The sequence below is a fragment of the Nocardia sp. NPDC060255 genome, assembly GCF_042727395.1.
In the GTDB taxonomy this organism is placed as follows: domain Bacteria; phylum Actinomycetota; class Actinomycetes; order Mycobacteriales; family Mycobacteriaceae; genus Nocardia.
In genome coordinates, this window is record NZ_JBHXAU010000038.1 from 24,124 (window position 1) to 40,582 (window position 16,459).

Annotated in this window: 17 protein-coding genes; 5 read left to right on the plus strand and 12 right to left on the minus strand. The window is 65.5% G+C overall.

What is annotated here, in order from left to right; all coding sequences use genetic code 11:
* The first annotated feature begins 127 nt into the window (after window positions 1-127).
* Window positions 128-1,057 (plus strand): phosphoribulokinase, encoded by a 930-nt coding sequence (locus ACFWF1_RS40885; protein WP_379283577.1) that lies wholly within the window; start codon window positions 128-130, stop codon window positions 1,055-1,057.
* Between the two features lie 179 nt (window positions 1,058-1,236).
* On the opposite strand, the gene nuoN is transcribed toward ACFWF1_RS40885, so the two are convergent.
* From nuoN to ACFWF1_RS40945, 12 genes are read right to left on the minus strand one after another with little or no spacing between them, the layout of a single operon-like run.
* A complete protein-coding gene (nuoN, locus tag ACFWF1_RS40890) occupies window positions 1,237-2,793 on the minus strand; it encodes an NADH-quinone oxidoreductase subunit NuoN (protein ID WP_379283578.1) in 1,557 nt (518 codons plus the stop codon).
* The gene (gene nuoK, locus ACFWF1_RS40895) at window positions 2,793-3,092 is read right to left on the minus strand and encodes an NADH-quinone oxidoreductase subunit NuoK (protein ID WP_379283579.1); all 300 of its coding nucleotides are present in this window, start codon (window positions 3,090-3,092) and stop codon (window positions 2,793-2,795) included. Before nuoK ends, nuoN begins: the two co-directional genes overlap by 1 nt.
* The gene (locus ACFWF1_RS40900; RefSeq protein ID WP_379283580.1) at window positions 3,089-3,832 is read right to left on the minus strand and encodes an NADH-quinone oxidoreductase subunit J; all 744 of its coding nucleotides are present in this window, start codon (window positions 3,830-3,832) and stop codon (window positions 3,089-3,091) included. The genes nuoK and ACFWF1_RS40900 overlap by 4 nt, the downstream gene beginning before the upstream one ends.
* A complete protein-coding gene (gene nuoI / locus ACFWF1_RS40905) occupies window positions 3,829-4,359 on the minus strand; it encodes an NADH-quinone oxidoreductase subunit NuoI (protein ID WP_379283581.1) in 531 nt (176 codons plus the stop codon). Before nuoI ends, ACFWF1_RS40900 begins: the two co-directional genes overlap by 4 nt.
* Window positions 4,352-5,575, minus strand: a complete 1,224-nt coding sequence (nuoH, locus tag ACFWF1_RS40910; protein WP_379283583.1) for an NADH-quinone oxidoreductase subunit NuoH — start codon at window positions 5,573-5,575, stop codon at window positions 4,352-4,354. Before nuoH ends, nuoI begins: the two co-directional genes overlap by 8 nt.
* Window positions 5,572-7,944 carry an NADH-quinone oxidoreductase subunit G gene (locus tag ACFWF1_RS40915; RefSeq protein WP_379283584.1) on the minus strand — a complete coding sequence of 791 codons (2,373 nt, stop codon included), beginning with the start codon at window positions 7,942-7,944 and terminating at the stop codon, window positions 5,572-5,574. The genes nuoH and ACFWF1_RS40915 overlap by 4 nt, the downstream gene beginning before the upstream one ends.
* Complete coding sequence (gene nuoF / locus ACFWF1_RS40920; protein WP_379283585.1) at window positions 7,941-9,266, minus strand: NADH-quinone oxidoreductase subunit NuoF; 1,326 nt, start codon at window positions 9,264-9,266, stop codon at window positions 7,941-7,943. The genes ACFWF1_RS40915 and nuoF overlap by 4 nt, the downstream gene beginning before the upstream one ends.
* A gap of 1 nt (window position 9,267) precedes the next feature.
* Window positions 9,268-10,038, minus strand: coding sequence for an NADH-quinone oxidoreductase subunit NuoE (gene nuoE, locus ACFWF1_RS40925; protein ID WP_379283586.1), 771 nt, complete (start codon window positions 10,036-10,038; stop codon window positions 9,268-9,270).
* Entirely contained in the window at window positions 10,035-11,330 is a 1,296-nt protein-coding gene (locus tag ACFWF1_RS40930) for an NADH-quinone oxidoreductase subunit D (RefSeq protein WP_379283587.1), read from the minus strand. Before ACFWF1_RS40930 ends, nuoE begins: the two co-directional genes overlap by 4 nt.
* Entirely contained in the window at window positions 11,330-11,998 is a 669-nt protein-coding gene (locus tag ACFWF1_RS40935) for an NADH-quinone oxidoreductase subunit C (RefSeq protein ID WP_379283588.1), read from the minus strand. Before ACFWF1_RS40935 ends, ACFWF1_RS40930 begins: the two co-directional genes overlap by 1 nt.
* Window positions 11,995-12,522: a NuoB/complex I 20 kDa subunit family protein gene (locus ACFWF1_RS40940; RefSeq protein WP_379283589.1), complete on the minus strand. Its 528-nt coding sequence runs from the start codon at window positions 12,520-12,522 to the stop codon at window positions 11,995-11,997. The genes ACFWF1_RS40935 and ACFWF1_RS40940 overlap by 4 nt, the downstream gene beginning before the upstream one ends.
* A 7-nt stretch (window positions 12,523-12,529) precedes the next feature.
* Complete coding sequence (locus ACFWF1_RS40945) at window positions 12,530-12,889, minus strand: NADH-quinone oxidoreductase subunit A (protein ID WP_379283590.1); 360 nt, start codon at window positions 12,887-12,889, stop codon at window positions 12,530-12,532.
* A 234-nt stretch (window positions 12,890-13,123) separates the two neighbouring features.
* On the opposite strand from ACFWF1_RS40945, the gene ACFWF1_RS40950 reads away from it, so the two are divergent.
* The 4 genes from ACFWF1_RS40950 to ACFWF1_RS40965 all read left to right on the plus strand — a co-directional run bounded on the left by ACFWF1_RS40950 (window position 13,124) and on the right by ACFWF1_RS40965 (window position 16,459).
* A complete protein-coding gene (locus tag ACFWF1_RS40950) occupies window positions 13,124-14,005 on the plus strand; it encodes a phosphotransferase (RefSeq protein ID WP_379283591.1) in 882 nt (293 codons plus the stop codon).
* A 235-nt stretch (window positions 14,006-14,240) separates the two neighbouring features.
* On the plus strand, window positions 14,241-14,837 hold the full coding sequence (locus tag ACFWF1_RS40955) for a DUF4360 domain-containing protein (protein ID WP_379283592.1): 597 nt from the start codon (window positions 14,241-14,243) through the stop codon (window positions 14,835-14,837).
* A 164-nt stretch (window positions 14,838-15,001) separates the two neighbouring features.
* Window positions 15,002-15,559: a GrpB family protein gene (locus tag ACFWF1_RS40960; RefSeq protein WP_379283593.1), complete on the plus strand. Its 558-nt coding sequence runs from the start codon at window positions 15,002-15,004 to the stop codon at window positions 15,557-15,559.
* A gap of 9 nt (window positions 15,560-15,568) precedes the next feature.
* Window positions 15,569-16,459, plus strand: a complete 891-nt coding sequence (locus ACFWF1_RS40965; RefSeq protein ID WP_379283594.1) for an aminoglycoside phosphotransferase family protein — start codon at window positions 15,569-15,571, stop codon at window positions 16,457-16,459.

Below are 16,459 nucleotides of genomic sequence, written 5' to 3' on the forward strand. Positions count from 1 at the left end.
CCCCGCTCCGGGGTGACCGAGGAGATCAGCCGACACCTAATATTGAGGATGACCCATGAGGAGTTCGGGATGGACATACCCGCCCGTAGTGCCCGCTGCCGAATTCCGGTCGAGCGGGCGAAGACTCGTGGCTGACAAGACGCTGCGGATCTTTCGCGCGAGCCGGAACACCCGGCGACGACCCATCATGCTGGCGATCGCCGGAGACAGTGCCGCGGGCAAAACCACGGTAACCGCAGGACTGGTCGAGGCATTGGGCGCGCACCGCTGCGTATGGCTGTCCACCGACGACTACCACCGATTCGATCGCGTTGAGCGGCAAGACAAACCGTTCACACCGCTGCACCCGGACTGCCACTACATCGATATCCTCGGCCAGCATCTGCAGTTGCTCGCCACCGGCCAGCCGATTCTCAAGCCTGTGTACGACCACGACACCGGCAGACTCACGCGGCCGGAACTCGTTGAACCCAACGAGTTCGTGATCGTCGAGGGCCTGCTGCCGATGCACAACAGTCTCGCCCGGGCCTGCTTCGACCTCACGGTCTACCTCGACCCTTCAGAAGAGATCCGTCGCGGCTGGAAGGTCAAGCGCGACACCGCGACTCGCGGCTACTCCGCCGAACAGGTTCTTTCCGTACTGTCCCGCAGCGAACCCGAGTCCACCCAATTCATCCGCCCGCAACGAGCACACGCCGACATTGTCGTCCGCTTCGCGACCATCGAGGGCCGCCCCAACTTGTCCGCCGAACTCCTACTCCGCCCGACCATCCAGCAACCAGACCTGACCGCCATCCTGCAACCTGACCTGACCCACGCGATCCACCTCCGCCTCGCCCGCGACACCGACGGCAAACCCGTCGACAGCGTGCACATCCACGGCTACGCAACCACCGAAGACGGTGCAGCCGTGGAGAAATTGATCTGGCAAGCCCTCGGCGACCCAACCACCCCACCCCCTGGCGGCCTCGGCCGAGTAGACCCCGACGAACACAGCACCCCCCTCGCTGTCGTACAAATGGTCCTGCTGCATCATCTACTTGCGGGCACCCCCTAGTTCAGTGCGAGCGCTGTTTCCGTCCCGTCAACGAAGCCTGATTACATCGAGGTCACCTTCGAGGCCGTCGCCGGAATGAAACTGGTCCCGCATTACGAACCACTGACCATCGGCATCGCGACGCCAGCGCAGAACGGAATCCCACTGAACGTCACCAACTACGCGGCGCCGCAATAGTGTCAGCGCAAGAACGTCGCGGCATCGGTCGTCAGATTCAAGACCGGTTGTGGGATGACTCCGAGGACGATCGTGGCGACGGCACCGAATGTGATTGCGGCGGTGGTTAATACGCTGGAGGGGGCGATGGTTGCCTCGGGGGCTTCTGGTGGGGGGTCGGCGAAGAACATGATCATGATGACGCGGATGTAGATGTAGGCGGCTATTGCGCTGCTGAGTATGCCGACGAGGGCCAGGGGGGTGGCGCCGGATTGGATCGCGGCTAGGAAGATGGCGAACTTTCCGATGAAGCCGCTGGTTAGGGGGATGCCGACGAGGGCTAGTAGGAATAGGGCGAAGGTGGTGGCGAGTAAGGGGGAGCGTCTGCCTAGGCCTGCCCAGCGGGCGATTTCGGTGACTTCGCCGGTGGGGTCGCGGACCAGGGTGACGATTGCGAAAGTGCCGATTGTGCTGAGGCCGTAGGTGAGTAGGTAGAAGAGGGTGGCTGAGGATCCAGCGGGGTTTGCGCCGATTACGCCGATCAGGATGAAGCCGACGTGGGCGATCGAGGAGTAGGCGAGCATGCGTTTGATGTCGGTTTGGGTAACGGCGGTGAGTGCGCCGACGACCATGGTGAGGATGGCGATGGCCCAGAGTAGTGGGCGCCAATCCGTTTGGAGGCCGGGCAGTCCCACGGTGAAGACGCGCAGTAGTGCGCCGAACGCTGCCGCCTTTGTCGCGGCGGCCATGAATGCGGTGATCGCTGTCGGCGCGCCCTGGTAGACGTCCGGGATCCAGGAGTGGAAGGGGACCGCGCCGACCTTGAACAGCAGTCCGATCGACAGCATGCCCGCGCCGATCACCGCGAGGTTGCGGTCGTCGGGCTGCGTAGCGATCGCATTCGCGATGCCTGCCAGTTCCACGGTGCCCGCGCAGCCGTACAGCAGGGCGACGCCGAACAGGAAGAAGGCGGATGAGAATGCGCCGAGCAGAAAGTATTTCAGTGCGGCTTCTTGCGACAGGAGGCGTCGGTGGCGGGCCAGCCCGCAGAGTACGTACAGCGGTAGTGAGAGCACCTCGAGCGCGACGAACATCGTGAGCAGGTCGTTCGCGGCCGGAAACAGCAGCATCCCGCCGATGGCGAACATGGCCAGCGGAAACACTTCGGTGGTGACTATGCCTGCCTTGGTCGCCTCCAGCTCGGCCACGCTGCCGGGGATGGCGGAAGCTTGCGGGGTGAAGGCGACGCCGCCGGGATCGACCCGGCGCTCGGCCATCAGCATGACCGCCGGAATCGACAACACCAGGATCGTGCCCTGCAGGAACAGCGTCGGTCCGTCGATCATGACCGAGCCCATCACCACCGCACCGTGCGGCGAATCCGATTGCCCGGCAAGCACAACGACCGCGACGAACGCCGTGACCAGCCCGCTGAGGCCGAGTACGAGTTGGCTCAGGTATCTGCTGCCGCGTGGCAGAAACGTTTCGGCGAGCACCCCGAGTATCGCCACACCGAAGACGATCAGCATGGGGGACAGCTGGGCGTACTCGAACGTCGGCGCCGGAATCGTCGAGTTCATCAGTGCCGCAGTAGGTTCGCGTCGTCCACCGAGACCGAGCGGCGGGCCCGGAAGATGGTCATGATGATCGCCAGGCCCACCACGACTTCCGCGGCGGCGACCACCATGGTGAAGAACGCGAAGACCTGGCCGTTGAGGTCGGCGTGCATGCGCGCGAACGTCACGAACGCGAGGTTGGCGGCATTGAGCATCAGTTCGATGCACATGAACACGACAATGGCGTTGCGCCGCAACAGCACTCCGGCGGCACCGATCGTGAACAGGAACACGGCCAGATAGAGATAGTTCTCCGGGTTCACCGCGAAGCCTCCGCCTCGGCGACGGTGCGCTGCCGCATCGTCCGGCTGACCGACAGCTCCGAGTCTGTCCCGTCGGGGAGGCGAGCGCCCATGTCCACCGCGTTGTGTCGCGCGTAGACACCGGGACTGGGTAGCGGAGTGATGCGATCACCGCTGCGTACGCGGTCAGCGGACATCTCGCGCTGACCTCGACGTGCGGCGATGCGTTCGCGGTGCGCCAGCATCATCGCCCCGAGCGCCGCGGTGATCAGCAACGCACCGGTGAGCTCGAACGCCCAGGCGTAGCGGACGAACAGCAGCTGGGCCAAACCGGTTATGTTACTGGCAGATTCATAGTTGGCGGGGCGACTCGAACGAACGTGTCCGATGCCGACGATAAGCAGCAGCCCGAATCCCGCGGCGACCGCGACGGCGGCAATGCGCTGCCCGCGCAGCGCCTCGACCAGTGAGTCGGACGAGTCGACGCCGACGAGCATCAGCACGAACAGGAACAGCATCATCACCGCGCCGGTGTAGACCACCACCTGAACGACACCGAGGAACACCGCACCCTGCGCCACATAGAACACCGCCAAGATGATCATCGAGGCCGCGAGAAAGATCGCCGAGTACACCGCCCTGCTCGCGCACACCACCCCCAGCGCGCAGACCACCGCCAACACACCGAGAACCCAGAACAGCACGCTCTCGCCCGTGGACGCACGGACAGCGGGTTCGGCGAGCAACAGAGCGGTGTTCATCGATCGGACTCACCTTCCGCGACAATAGGAATGGTGCCGCAGTAGTAGTCGATGGCCGTCGCGCCGGGAACCATCGGATGCGGAGCCTCGACCATGCCGGGCTCCAACGGCGCCAGCAGTCGCTCCTTGCCGTAGGTCAGGCCGGCGCGATTGTCGTCGGCCATCTCGTACTCGTTGGTCATGGTCAAGGCCCGCGTCGGACAGGCCTCGATGCACAGCCCGCAGCCGATGCAGCGCAGGTAGTTGATCTGGTAGACGCTGCCGTAGCGTTCGCCCGGCGAGTAGCGCTCGGCGTCGGTGTTGTCCGCGCCCTCCACGTAGATGGCGTCGGCGGGGCAGGCCCACGCGCACAGCTCGCAGCCGATGCACTTCTCCAGCCCGTCGGGGTAGCGGTTCAGCTGATGTCGTCCGTGATAGCGGGGTGCCGTCGGCGCCTTCTGCTCGGGGTAGTACTCGGTGTTGGGCTTTTTGAACATCGTCGAGAAGGTCACGCCGAAACCCGCGAGGGGGCCGAGGAATTCAGGCATCGCTGTGCTCCTTCTGCCAAGGCAGGGGTGGGACCGGGAACCCGCCTGCCATCGGATCGAACGGGAGGTCGGGCTGCGGAGTTTCAGTGGGGCGCAGTGCCTTTATGAGGAGAACCAGCAGTGCGAGGCCGACGACTGCCCCGCCGATCACCAGGGCGATCCACCCGCTGCCGTATCCCGCGTTGTGAGCCGCGCGAACCGCGGCGACGATCATCACCCACACCAGCGACGCCGGTATCAGGATCTTCCACCCCAGATTCATGAACTGGTCGTAGCGCAGCCGTGGCAAGGTGCCACGCAGCCAGATGAAGACGAACAGGAAGCCCCAGACCTTCGCCACGAACCAGAGCAGCGGCAGCCAACCGGAATTCGCGCCCGCCCATACGCTCAACGGCCACGGTGCGTGCCATCCGCCGAGGAACAGGGTGGTCGCCAATGCCGAGACGGTCACCATGTTCACGTACTCGGCGAGCATGAACATGGCGAACTTCAACGACGAGTACTCGGTGTGGAATCCGCCGACCAGCTCGCCTTCGGCCTCGGGCAAATCGAAAGGCGCACGGTTGGTTTCGCCGACCATCGACACCAGATAGATCACGAACGACGGCAGCAACACTACGATGTACCAGTTCCCGTCTTGCGCGGCGACGATGCCCGAGGTCGACATCGTGCCCGCGACAAGGAAAACGGCGGCGAAGGACAGCGCCATCGGGATCTCGTAGGAGATCACCTGCGCGGTCGAACGCAACCCGCCGAGCAGCGGATAGGTGGAGCGAGACGCCCACCCGGCCAGCACGATTCCGTAGACACCGATGGATGCCAACGCGAGCACATACAACACCGCGACCGGAAAGTCAGTGAGCTGCAATGCCGTTCGATGGCCGAGGATCGAGACCGCCGGACCCATCGGAATGACCGCGAACGCCATCAGCGCGGGCGTCGCCGCAAGGATGGGCGCCAGGACGTACACCGGCCGGTCGACGCCGGTGGGCACGATGTCTTCCTTCAACGCCATCTTGACGCCGTCGGCGACGCTTTGCAGCGCGCCTTTCGGCCCCACCCGATTCGGCCCGACCCGCATCGCCATGCGCGCCACGATCTTTCGCTCGGCCAGCACCGCGAAGACGAGGGTTATCATCAGGAACACGAAGATGGCCAGCGACTTGGCGAGAACCAACCACCACGGGTCATGGCCGAACAGGCTCAGATCGGTCATCGAGCATCACCAACGCTGATCCGGACGATGCTGCCCGCGGTCGCGGCGAGACTACGGTGCACCGCCGACCCCGGGGAGTTCAGCGGCAACCAGACGACACGATCGGGCAGGTCGGTGAGCACCAGCGGAAGGACGATGCTGCCGCGATCTGTCGACACGGTGACCGAATCGCCCTCAGCAGCACCGATTTCGGCGGCGGTCCGGGCGGACAGGCGCACCACCGGGGTACGGGCGGTGGCGGCCAGCTGCGGTTCGCCGTCTTGCAGCCGGCCGTCATCCAGCAGCATCCGCCAGCTTGCCAGCACCGCGGTGCCGCGAATCGGTCGCGGCAGCGGTGCCGCCGCGACGTCCGGTCCCTGGCCCCGGTATCCGGTCCACCCGCCGAGGGCGGCGATTTCGGCCTGGATCGCTGCCGTATCCGGCAGGGCCAGTGGGAGATTCATCGCGTTCGCGAGGGCGTCGAGCACTCGTGCGTCGGGCATGGCCTCGTCCTTGCCCAGCGCCGCGTCGAACGTGCGCGCGCGGCCCTCCCAATCGAGGAACGTGCCGGACTTGCTCGCCACCGCCGCGACCGGGAAGACAACGTCGGCCCGATCGGTGACGGCACTGTGCCGTAATTCGAGGCTCACGACGCAGGGTGCCCGGTCGATCGCGGCCAGCGCGGCGGCCGGATCGGGCAGATCGTCCGGCTCGACGCCGCCGATGAGCAGCGCACCCAACGCGGCATGCAGGATGCCGTCGGTGTCACGACCCGGCGCCGCAGGCAGACCCGGCACATCCCAGACCACCGAAACCCGGCGTCGCGCCCACGCATCCGCGACCGGCCGACCGCCCGGCAGCAGACCAGGTAGTGCCCCGGCCTCGACCGCGCCTCGCTCGCCCGCCCTGCGCGGCACCCAGGCGAGATGCGCACCGGTGCGATCGGCCAGCCGTGCCGCCGCCGACAACGCGCCGGGCACTATCGCGAGTCGCTCACCGACCATGAGGACCGACCCCGGCCGGGCCAGCAGGTCTCGTGCGTGCACGCTGCCGAGCACTGCGCCCTCACCACCGGGAGCGGTTTGCAGCAGTCGACCCGACATTTTGGCCAGGGCGTTCGTGGCGTACGGCGCGATGGAGTAGACCGCGAGGCCGTTCTTGCGCACCGCCTTACGCAGCCTGAGGTAGACGATCGGTGATTCCTCTTCGGGCTCGAACCCGGCCAGCAGCACGACCGGGGCGTGTTCCAGGTCGTCATAGGTGGTTTCGAGGAATCGTCCGGCGACGCGGGCCGCGAGGAACTCGGCCTCCTCCGTCGAATGCGGACGGATCCGGAAGTCGATGTCGTTGGTGCCCAGTGTGATTCGCGCGAATTTGGCGTAGGCGTACGCGTCCTCCAGCGTCGCGCGGCCGCCGACGAGCACGCCTGCGTTGCCGTGCGCCGCCAGCAGGCCGGCCGCCGCCGTAGCGAGCGCCTCGGGCCAGGACGCGGGGATCAGCTGCCCGTTGTCGTCGCGGACCAGCGGTGTGGTGATCCGATCCGACTGCGTCGCATAGCTGAACGCCCACCGTCCTTTGTCGCAGTTCCACTCCTCGTTGACGTGCGGGTCGTCGCCCGCGAGACGGCGCAGCACGGTGCCGCCGCGATGGTCGGTGCGCTGGGCACACCCGCTCGCGCAGTGCTCACACACGCTCGGACTGGAGACCAGGTCGAAAGGCCTGGCGCGGAACCGATATGACGCCCCGGTGAGTGCGCCGACAGGGCATATCTGCACGGTATTGCCCGAAAAATAGGACTCGAAGGGCTTTTTGGCGTAAAGGCCGACCTGCTGCAGCGCGCCACGCTCCAGCAGTTCGATGAATGAGTCACCGGCGATCTGCTGCGAGAACCTGGTGCACCGTGCGCACAGCACGCAGCGCTCACGATCCAGGAGCACCTGGGCGGACAGGTTGATCGGTTTCGGGAAGGTGCGCTTGCCCTCGTCGAACCGAGTTTCGGCCCGCCCGTTGGACATTGCCTGATTCTGCAGCGGGCATTCGCCGCCCTTGTCGCAGATCGGGCAGTCCAGCGGATGATTGATCAGCAGCAGCTCCATCACGCTGCGCTGTGCTTTATCAGCGGCGGGTGAGGTGAGCTGGGTGTGTACCACCATGCCCTCGGCGACCGGGATGGTGCACGACGCCATCGGCTTTCGCTGTCCTTCGATCTCGACCAGACATTGGCGGCAGGCCCCGACGGGCGCCAGTAGCGGGTGGTCGCAGAAGCGGGGGATCTGTACGCCGATCAGCTCGGCTGCGCGAATGACGAGGGTGCCCTTCGGGACATTGAGTTCGACGCCGTCGATCGTGAGCCACGCCAGGTTGGTCGTCTCGTTGGTGGTCCTGGTCATCGCGCGTAGACCTCGACCGGTTCTGCCACGAATTGTGCTGTCATGACAGTGGATTGGTACGGATCGAACGGACAGCCGCCGTGCTCGAAGTGAGCGATGTATTCGTCGCGGAAGTACTGTAGCGACGAGATGATCGGGCTGGCCGCGCCGTCACCGAGGGCGCAGAACGACTTGCCGAGCATGCTGTCGGCGATGTCGAGGACCTTCACCAGGTCCGCCGCGGTGCCGCGGCCTGCCTCCAATCGTTCGAAGACCCGCACCAGCCAGTAGGTGCCCTCGCGGCATGGCGTGCATTTGCCGCAGGATTCGTGGGCGTAGAACTCGGTCCAGCGCAGAACAGCGCGCACCACGCAGGTGCTGTCGTCGAATATCTGTAAGGCCTTGGTGCCCAACATGGAACCGGCCGCGGCGACGCCCTCGTAGTCGAGTGGGATGTCGAGGTGGACGTCGGTGAGGAGGGGGGTCGATGAGCCGCCGGGTGTCCAGAACTTGAGGCGATGCCCCGCTCGGATGCCGCCCGCGCAGTCGAGTAACTCGCGCAGGGTGACGCCGAGCGGTGCCTCGTATTGGCCGGGGCGGGCCACATGTCCGGTCACCGAGTAGAGGGTGCAGCCGGGTGACTTCTTGCTGCCCATGGCGCGGAACCAGTCGACGCCGCGTTCGATGATCGGTGGCACGCTGGCGATCGTCTCGACGTTGTTGACCACGGTCGGGCAGGCGTAGAGACCGGCGACGGCGGGGAACGGCGGCCGTAACCTCGGTTGGCCGCGACGACCTTCGAGTGAATCGAGCAGTGCGGTTTCCTCGCCGCAGATGTAGGCGCCCGCACCGGCGTGCACGATGAGTTCGAGGTCGTAGCCCGAGCCCAGGATGTTGTGTCCCAGGTATCCGGCGGCGTATGCCTCCGCTGCCGCGGCGTGTAGTCGGCGCAGCACTGGAACCGCCTCGCCGCGTACATAAATGAACGCGTGGCTCGCTCCGATCGCGTACGCGGCGATGATCGCGCCCTCGATCAATGCGTGCGGCGTTGCCAGCATGAGCGGGATGTCCTTGCAGGTACCCGGTTCTGACTCGTCGGCATTGACGACCAGGTAGTGCGGCTTGCCGTCATCGCGCGGGACGAAGGACCACTTCGTGCCGGTCGAGAAGCCTGCGCCGCCGCGGCCGCGCAGGCCGGAATCGGTGACCAGCTCGATGATTTCGGCGGGGGACATGCGCAGTGCTGTCCTCAAGGCCGAGTAACCGGCGTGCCGTCGGTAGGCGTCGAGGGTCCAGGAGCGTGGCTCGTCCCAGTAGCGACTCAGTACGGGGGTCAAGAGCATGTCAACCTCCGTCGGCTCGGTCGACGGAAAAGGCCTCGGCGGAAGACAATTCGTCGATGCTCTGGAGGCGGGCCAGTTCGAGCCCGGCGAGGGTCGCGTGACCGACAGTGGTGTCGTTGGCGCCGATGCGTTCGTCGGGGAACCCCGCGAGGATGCGCGCGGTGTGCCGGAAGGTACACAGCGGCGCGCCACGGGTCGGCGTGACCCGCTCACCCGCGCGCAAGGCATCGACGATCGCGCGGGCGGAATCCGGCGTCTGATTGTCGAAGAACTCCCAATTCACCATCAGCACAGGGGCGAAGTCACACGCGGCATTGCATTCGATGTGTTCGAGGGTGATCATGCCGTCGGCCGTCGTGGCACCGTGGTGCACGCCGAGGTGTTGTTCGAGTGCGGAGAAGATAGCGTCGCCGCCGAGGACCGCGCAGAGCGTGTTGGTGCAGACCCCGACGTGGTAGTCGCCCGTGGGGCTGCGGCGGTACATCGAGTAGAAGGTCGCCACGGCAAGGACTTCGGTGCCGGTGAGACCGAGTTGTGCCGCGCAGAAATCGATTCCAGCTGGTGTGATGTAAGTGTCCTCGGACTGAACAAGATGCAGTAGGGGGAGGAGCGCCGACCGCGCCACCGGGTATCGGCTGATGATGAGGGCGGCGTCGGCTTCGAGCCTGGCCTGGATCTCGGCCGAATAGTTCTGTCGCGCATTGGGTCGGACGAGTTGACCGTCTTCGTCCGGATGCGGGCCGAGCTGGATGAATACGCGTCCGCTGCTCATCGGTCCACCCCACCCATGACCGGATCGATGCTGGCGACAGAGGCGATGACGTCGGCGATCATGCCGCCCTCGCACATCGCCGCCACCGCTTGCAGATTGGTGAACGACGGATCGCGCAAGTGCACCCGGAACGGGCGGGTGCCGCCATCGCTGACCAGGTGTACGCCGAGCTCGCCACGCGGGGATTCCACCGAGACGTACACCTGGCCGGGCGGGACGTGCAGCCCCTCGGTCACCAATTTGAAGTGGTGGATCAATCCTTCCATCGAAGTGGCCATGATCTTGCGAACGTGCTCCGGCGAGGTCCCCGATCCGTCGGTCCCGAGGGCGAGTTGGGCGGGCCAGGCCAGTTTGCGGTCCTCGATCATCACCGGGCCTGGCCGCAATCGGTCCAGGCATTGCTCGACGATCTTCAGTGACTCGCGCATCTCGGCGACTCGGATCAGATAGCGGCCATAGCAGTCCGCGCCGGTGTCGGTGGCGACAGCGAACTCGTAATCGTCGTAGCCGCAATAGGGTTGGGATTTGCGTAGGTCGTGCGGCAGCCCGGTGGCGCGCAGTATCGGGCCGGTGATGCCGAGCGCCATGCACGCGCTCAGGTCGAGGTAGCCGATGCCTTTGGTGCGGGCCTTCCAGATCGGGTTCGCGGTGAGCAGCAGCTCGAGATCGCGCAGTCCCTTCGGCAGGGTGCGCACGAGCTCGCGGACCTGCGGCACAGCATCGTCGGGGAGATCCTGGACGAGCCCACCGGGCCGGATGTAGGCGTGGTTCATGCGGAGGCCGGTGATCGCCTCGAAGGCGTCCAGGATCCGTTCGCGCTCACGGAATCCGAAGAACATCACGTTGACCGCGCCGAGCTCCATGCCGCCGGTGGCCAGCGCCACCAGGTGTGAGGAGATCCGGTTCAGTTCCATGAGCAAGACTCGGATGACGGTGGCGCGCTGCGGAATCCGGTCGGTGACGTCGAGGAGACGTTCTACGCCGAGACAATAGGCGGTCTCGTTGAAAAACGGCGCGAGGTAATCCATTCGGGTCACGAAGGTGACGCCTTGGATCCAGTTGCGGTACTCGAGACTCTTCTCGATTCCGGTGTGCAGGTAGCCGATTCCGCAGCGCGCCTCGGTGACGGTTTCGCCGTCGAGTTCCAGGATGAGGCGCAGCACGCCGTGCGTGGACGGATGCTGCGGGCCCATATTGACCACGATCCGTTCGTCGTCGGCCCGTTGGACTGCGTCGACGATCTCGTCCCAGTCCTGACCGCCTGCCACATAAACCTTTTCGCGCATGGTCATCAGCTGTACGCCCTGCGCTCGTCGGGCGGCGGGATCTGCGCGCCGTCGTATCGGACGGGGATGCCGCCGAGTGGGTAGTCCTTGCGTTGCGGGTGACCGTGCCAGTCGTCGGGCATGGTGATGCGGGTCAGCGAGGGGTGGCCGTCGAAGACGATGCCGAAGAAGTCGTAGGTCTCGCGCTCGTGCCAGTCGTTGGTGGGGTACAGGTCGTAGAGCGAGGGGAGGTGGGGGTCGGTGTCGGGTGTGGTGACCTCTAGTCGGAGGCGGCGGTTGTGGGTGATCGAGAGCAACGGATAGATGGCGTGCAGCTCGCTGTCGTGTGGGTAGTGCACTCCGCTGACGCCGAGGCAGAGTTCGAAGCGCAGGGCAGGGTCGTTGCGCAGGATTCGGGCGACCGCGCGAAGGTGCTCGCGGTGGACGTGCACGGTGAGCTCGTCGCGGAATACGACGACTCGATCGACAGCTTCGGAGCGGCGGATGCCCGCGAAAGTCAGTGCTGCCAGCAGACTGTCGAGGATCGCGTCGAAGTATCCGCCGTAGGGGCGGGCTGTCCGGGTGGGCTGAGTTCGGTGGACGAGCCTTCCATACCCTGAGGTGTCGCCGCTGCCGTGCACGCCGAACATGCCCCGACGCACGGTGTTCGGCGCGTCGCCTTGATCGCCCGTCATCGTGGCAACCCCAGTGCAGCCATTTCCGCCACCCGCACCGCCTCGATCCGGTTGACGCCCAGCGGCATCTGCTGAATCTTTGTGTGCAGCGCCAGAATCGCGTGTAACAGCATCTCTGGGCGCGGTGGACAACCCGGCAGATAGATGTCGACCGGAACGATGTGGTCGACGCCCTGCACGATCGCGTAGTTGTTGAACATCCCGCCCGAGGACGCGCAAACCCCCATCGCCAGTACCCATTTCGGCTCGGCCATCTGGTCGTAGACCTGACGCAACACCGGCGCCATCTTCTGGCTGACCCGCCCGGCGACGATCATCAGATCCGCCTGCCGTGGCGAGCCACGGAACGCCTCCATCCCGAACCGGGCGATATCGAAGCGCCCGGACGCGGTCGACATCATCTCGATGGCGCAGCACGCGAGGCCGAACGCTGCGGGCCATACCGAGCCTTTCCGGAGATAGCCGGCCAGATCCTCGACCGTGCTCAACAGAAAACCGCTCGGCAGCTTCTCCTCCAGTCCCATCCGGCCCTCACTCCCAGCTCAGGCCGCCGCGCCGGCACACGTAGGCGTAGGCGACGAAGACGGTGAGCATGAACAGGAACATCTCGACGAGGGCGAAGAGGCCGAACGAATCGAAGCCGACGGCCCACGGATACAGGAACACGATCTCGATATCGAAGATGATGAACAGCATCGCGATCAGGTAGTACTTCACCGGGAAGCGGCCACCGCCGAGCGGCTGCGGGGTCGGGTCGATGCCGCATTCGTAGGCGGCCAGCTTGGCTCTGTTGGCGCGCTTCGGGCCGATGAACGACGCCATCGTGACGGACAGGCTGGTGAAGCTGAGCGCGATCGCCCCGAGGACGAGGATCGGCGCATACGCGTTCATGCTCGCGACATTCGTTGTGCGATCTGTGACATAAGACTTTGTCCCACTCTCGGACGCGACCGCCGCGTGACGGCGTGCGATCGGAAATCCGCTGCTGTGACACTGCCTGCGGTTTCTCCTGGTTACTGTCTACCGGCGGAGCGTGTGCGGGTGCGCCCCCGAGTCGGGGGGTGCGCCGGGGGAGCCGGGAAATCCTGCTGCGTGCCGAATGGCCGCGCTGGTAGAAGTGGGTGTGTGATCTATGTCGACGTCCCGCTGACCGAGGACATTCGCGCCGCTGTGGCGGCCGAATGGGGATACAAAGGCGACGGCGAGCGGCTGTATGGCGGTGAGGAGTCCGCTGCGTACCGCGTCGGCGAGGTCGTGGTGCGGATCGGGGTGGTGGATCGCGACCCCGTCGAAGTCGAGTGGTGCAACCGCATTGCGGTTGCGGCCGCTCGCACTGTGCCGGAGGCGGTGGCCCCGTTGCCGCGGGCGAATGGGGCGACGGTCGAGGTGGTGGCGGGTCGCCCGATTACCGTGTGGCCGCTGATCGAAGGGCAGTGGGCCAGTAGCGAGGATCCGGTGCAGGTGGCCGAGGCGGCCGGGCTGCTGGCGCGCGTGCATCGTGCCCTGGCGGACCATCGGCCGGCGCCGCGGCCCGAGCGGTCGTTCCTGGAGATCGGGCTCGACGGTGCGCCGTCCGCTGAGTTGCCCGATCCCGAATTGGATCGTTGGCTTGCCGAGTTCAGCAGGACCGCTCGTGTGCAGCCGCTGCACGGTGACTATTACGAGGGGAATCTCTTGGCCCGCGACGGGCATGTCATCGCCGTGCTCGACTGGGACGAGGCGCTGATCGGGCCGCCGGAGGTCGAACTGGCCTCCGCCGCTTTGGAATTCGCCGATGTGCTGGGGAGTGATCTGGAGGGCGCGCGTCGGTTCGTCGACGTGTACTACGCGGCAGGCGGCACGGCGGGGCAACTCGGCGATGTCGTGCTCGCGCAGCTGATGCGGCATCGATTGCGCAGGGAAGCAGTGTATTTCGGCATCGCCGTCGGCCGCGGCGTGCAGCACGACGAGGACGACCTCGCGTACCATCGGCAGCGGATGGACGCATTCCGCCTGCTCCGGCCCTGAATCGGGCAGACACTATAAAACTCCAACATTCAACGTTTCAGTGGGTATCCGGGAAACCGACCGCCAATTATGTAGGGGCCGAGTAATTTCCGGGTTTCCCCACTTCTGTTGGGGAGCTTCGAGTGGGTATAGACGTCTTACAGTGAGATCTGTCCGATCCCCGCCCGTTGTGAGGCATCCCATGTACAAGAAATTATTCACTGTCAGCGCTGCTGTATTCGCGCTTGCTATTCCGATGGCCGGTTCGCAGGCGTCGGCCGATTGGAACGGCCCCGTTCCGCCGGACAAGATTGTCATCGACGTCGCGACCGTCAATGGCACCGGTTGCCCGGCCGGAACCGCGGCCGTCGCGGTTTCGCCCGACAACGAGGCCTTCACGGTGACCTACAGTCAGTACACCGCGAAGGTGGGTATCGGCGCGGGCCCGACCGACTTCCGGATGAACTGCCAGCTCAACCTGAAAGTACATGTACCGCAAGGCTTCACCTACGGCATCGCCTCGGCGGACTACCGCGGCTTCGCGTCGTTGGCGAAGGGTGCGACCTCCCTGGAAAGGGCCAGGTATTACTTCCAGGGCAATTCGCCGACCGACTACGTCGACCACACGCTCAAGGGTCCGTACGGTGACGACTGGCAGAATACCGACTCCACCGAGGTCGGCGCGATCGTCTACCAGCCCTGCGGCGAATTCCGCAATTTCAACATCAATACTCAGCTGCGCGTCGACGCGGGCACATCGGATCCGAAGAAGACCACCAGCTTCATCACAATGGATTCCACCGACGGAAGTATCACCACGACTTACCACTTCGCCTGGAAGCAGTGCCCTTAGTGAAATACGCCTGACGGCGTCATTTCCTGAATCGGCACGGTGATCGGTAGACGGTTACCGGGCCGATGCGAATTCGACCGCTATCCGCAGAGTATCTTCGGATAGCGGTCGTCGCAGCCTGTTCGAGTGGCGTGGTGCACGGTCGACGCGCGAGGATGGGCGGTATGCCTGATCGGACGGAGCTCATCGGCGGCGTCGAGAAGCGGGACATCCGCATCGTCGACTACGACCCCACCTGGCCGGAGCGCTTCGCCGACGAGCGCGCCCGCATCGCCACCGCCCTGGGCGTCACCGCGCGCCGCATCGACCACATCGGCTCGACCTCGATACCGGGGCTCGCGGCGAAACCGATCATCGATATCGACGTCAGCGTGCCCGACATCGAGGACGAGAACACCTACCTCGAACCACTACTCGCCGCGGGCTACCAACTTCGCGTCCGCGAGCCGGGCCACCGCATGGTACGAACCCCGAAACGCGATGTCCACGTACACCTATCCACCGTCGCCAGCGACTGGGAACGCCGCCATCTCCTGTTCCGTGACTGGCTCCGGCACGATGCCCACGACCGCGCAGCCTATGGACAGCTGAAACAACAACTCGTACAACGTGACTGGCCCGACATGAATGCCTACGCAGATGCCAAGGGCCCGTTGATCATCGAGATCACCGCCCGAGCGGAGACGTGGGCACAGTCCATCGGCTGGATGCCGGGGGATTGAGTCGCGAACGTGGACAACGTCGAGATCGATGAAGCCCTGGTGCGCTCGCTCCTGAATGAGCAGCACCCCGACCTTGCCGGACTGGGCCTGCAGCGTGTTGCTGCCGGTTGGGATAACCAAATGTGGCGTCTCGGTGCGGAATTGGCGGTCCGTATGCCGCGCACGCCGCGTGCTCCGGCATTGTTGGACAAGGAGCGGCAGTGGTTGCCCATGTTGGCCGCGCGTCTCCCGCTCCCGGTCCCGACGCCCATTCGGTTCGGTGCGGCGTCGGCAAGTTTTCCGAGGCCGTGGACGATTGCGCGCTGGGTTCCGGGTGAACCGGCCGACCGCGCGACGATCAGCCGCGTCGAGCACGCTGCCGATGCTTTGGCGAGCTTCCTCAGGGCGCTCCATCAGGAGGCGCCCGCCGAGGCTCCGGCCAATCCGCGCCGCGGCGTCGCGCTCGCGACGTTCGCTGACGATGCCGGTCCGAAGCTCCAAGCTTTTGTCCCGGACGGCATTGTCGCCGATGTTCAACGTGTATGGGAGGCAGCCGTTTCCGCGCCCGCGTGGGCTGGGACGCCGGTGTGGCTGCATGGTGACCTGCATCCGGCGAACGTCGTCGTTTCGGGTGGGACGCTCGCGGGCGTTATCGACTTCGGTGAGCTTTGCGCGGGTGATCCGGCGAACGATCTTGCGGCCGCGTGGCTACTGCTGCCCACCGGCGGTGCCGCGCGATTCCTCGAAACCTATGCCAACGCGGACACGACAATGGTTCGGCGAGCGCGAGGGTGGGCCGTCTTGCACGCGGCTTCGCTCATCAGCATCGGCCAGGCGTGGGACCGGGGGCTGCCCGGTGGCCAGCCGACCTGGGGACGCGCGGGTCGGGTGACGCTCGAGCGCGTGCTGGCGGACCGCTAG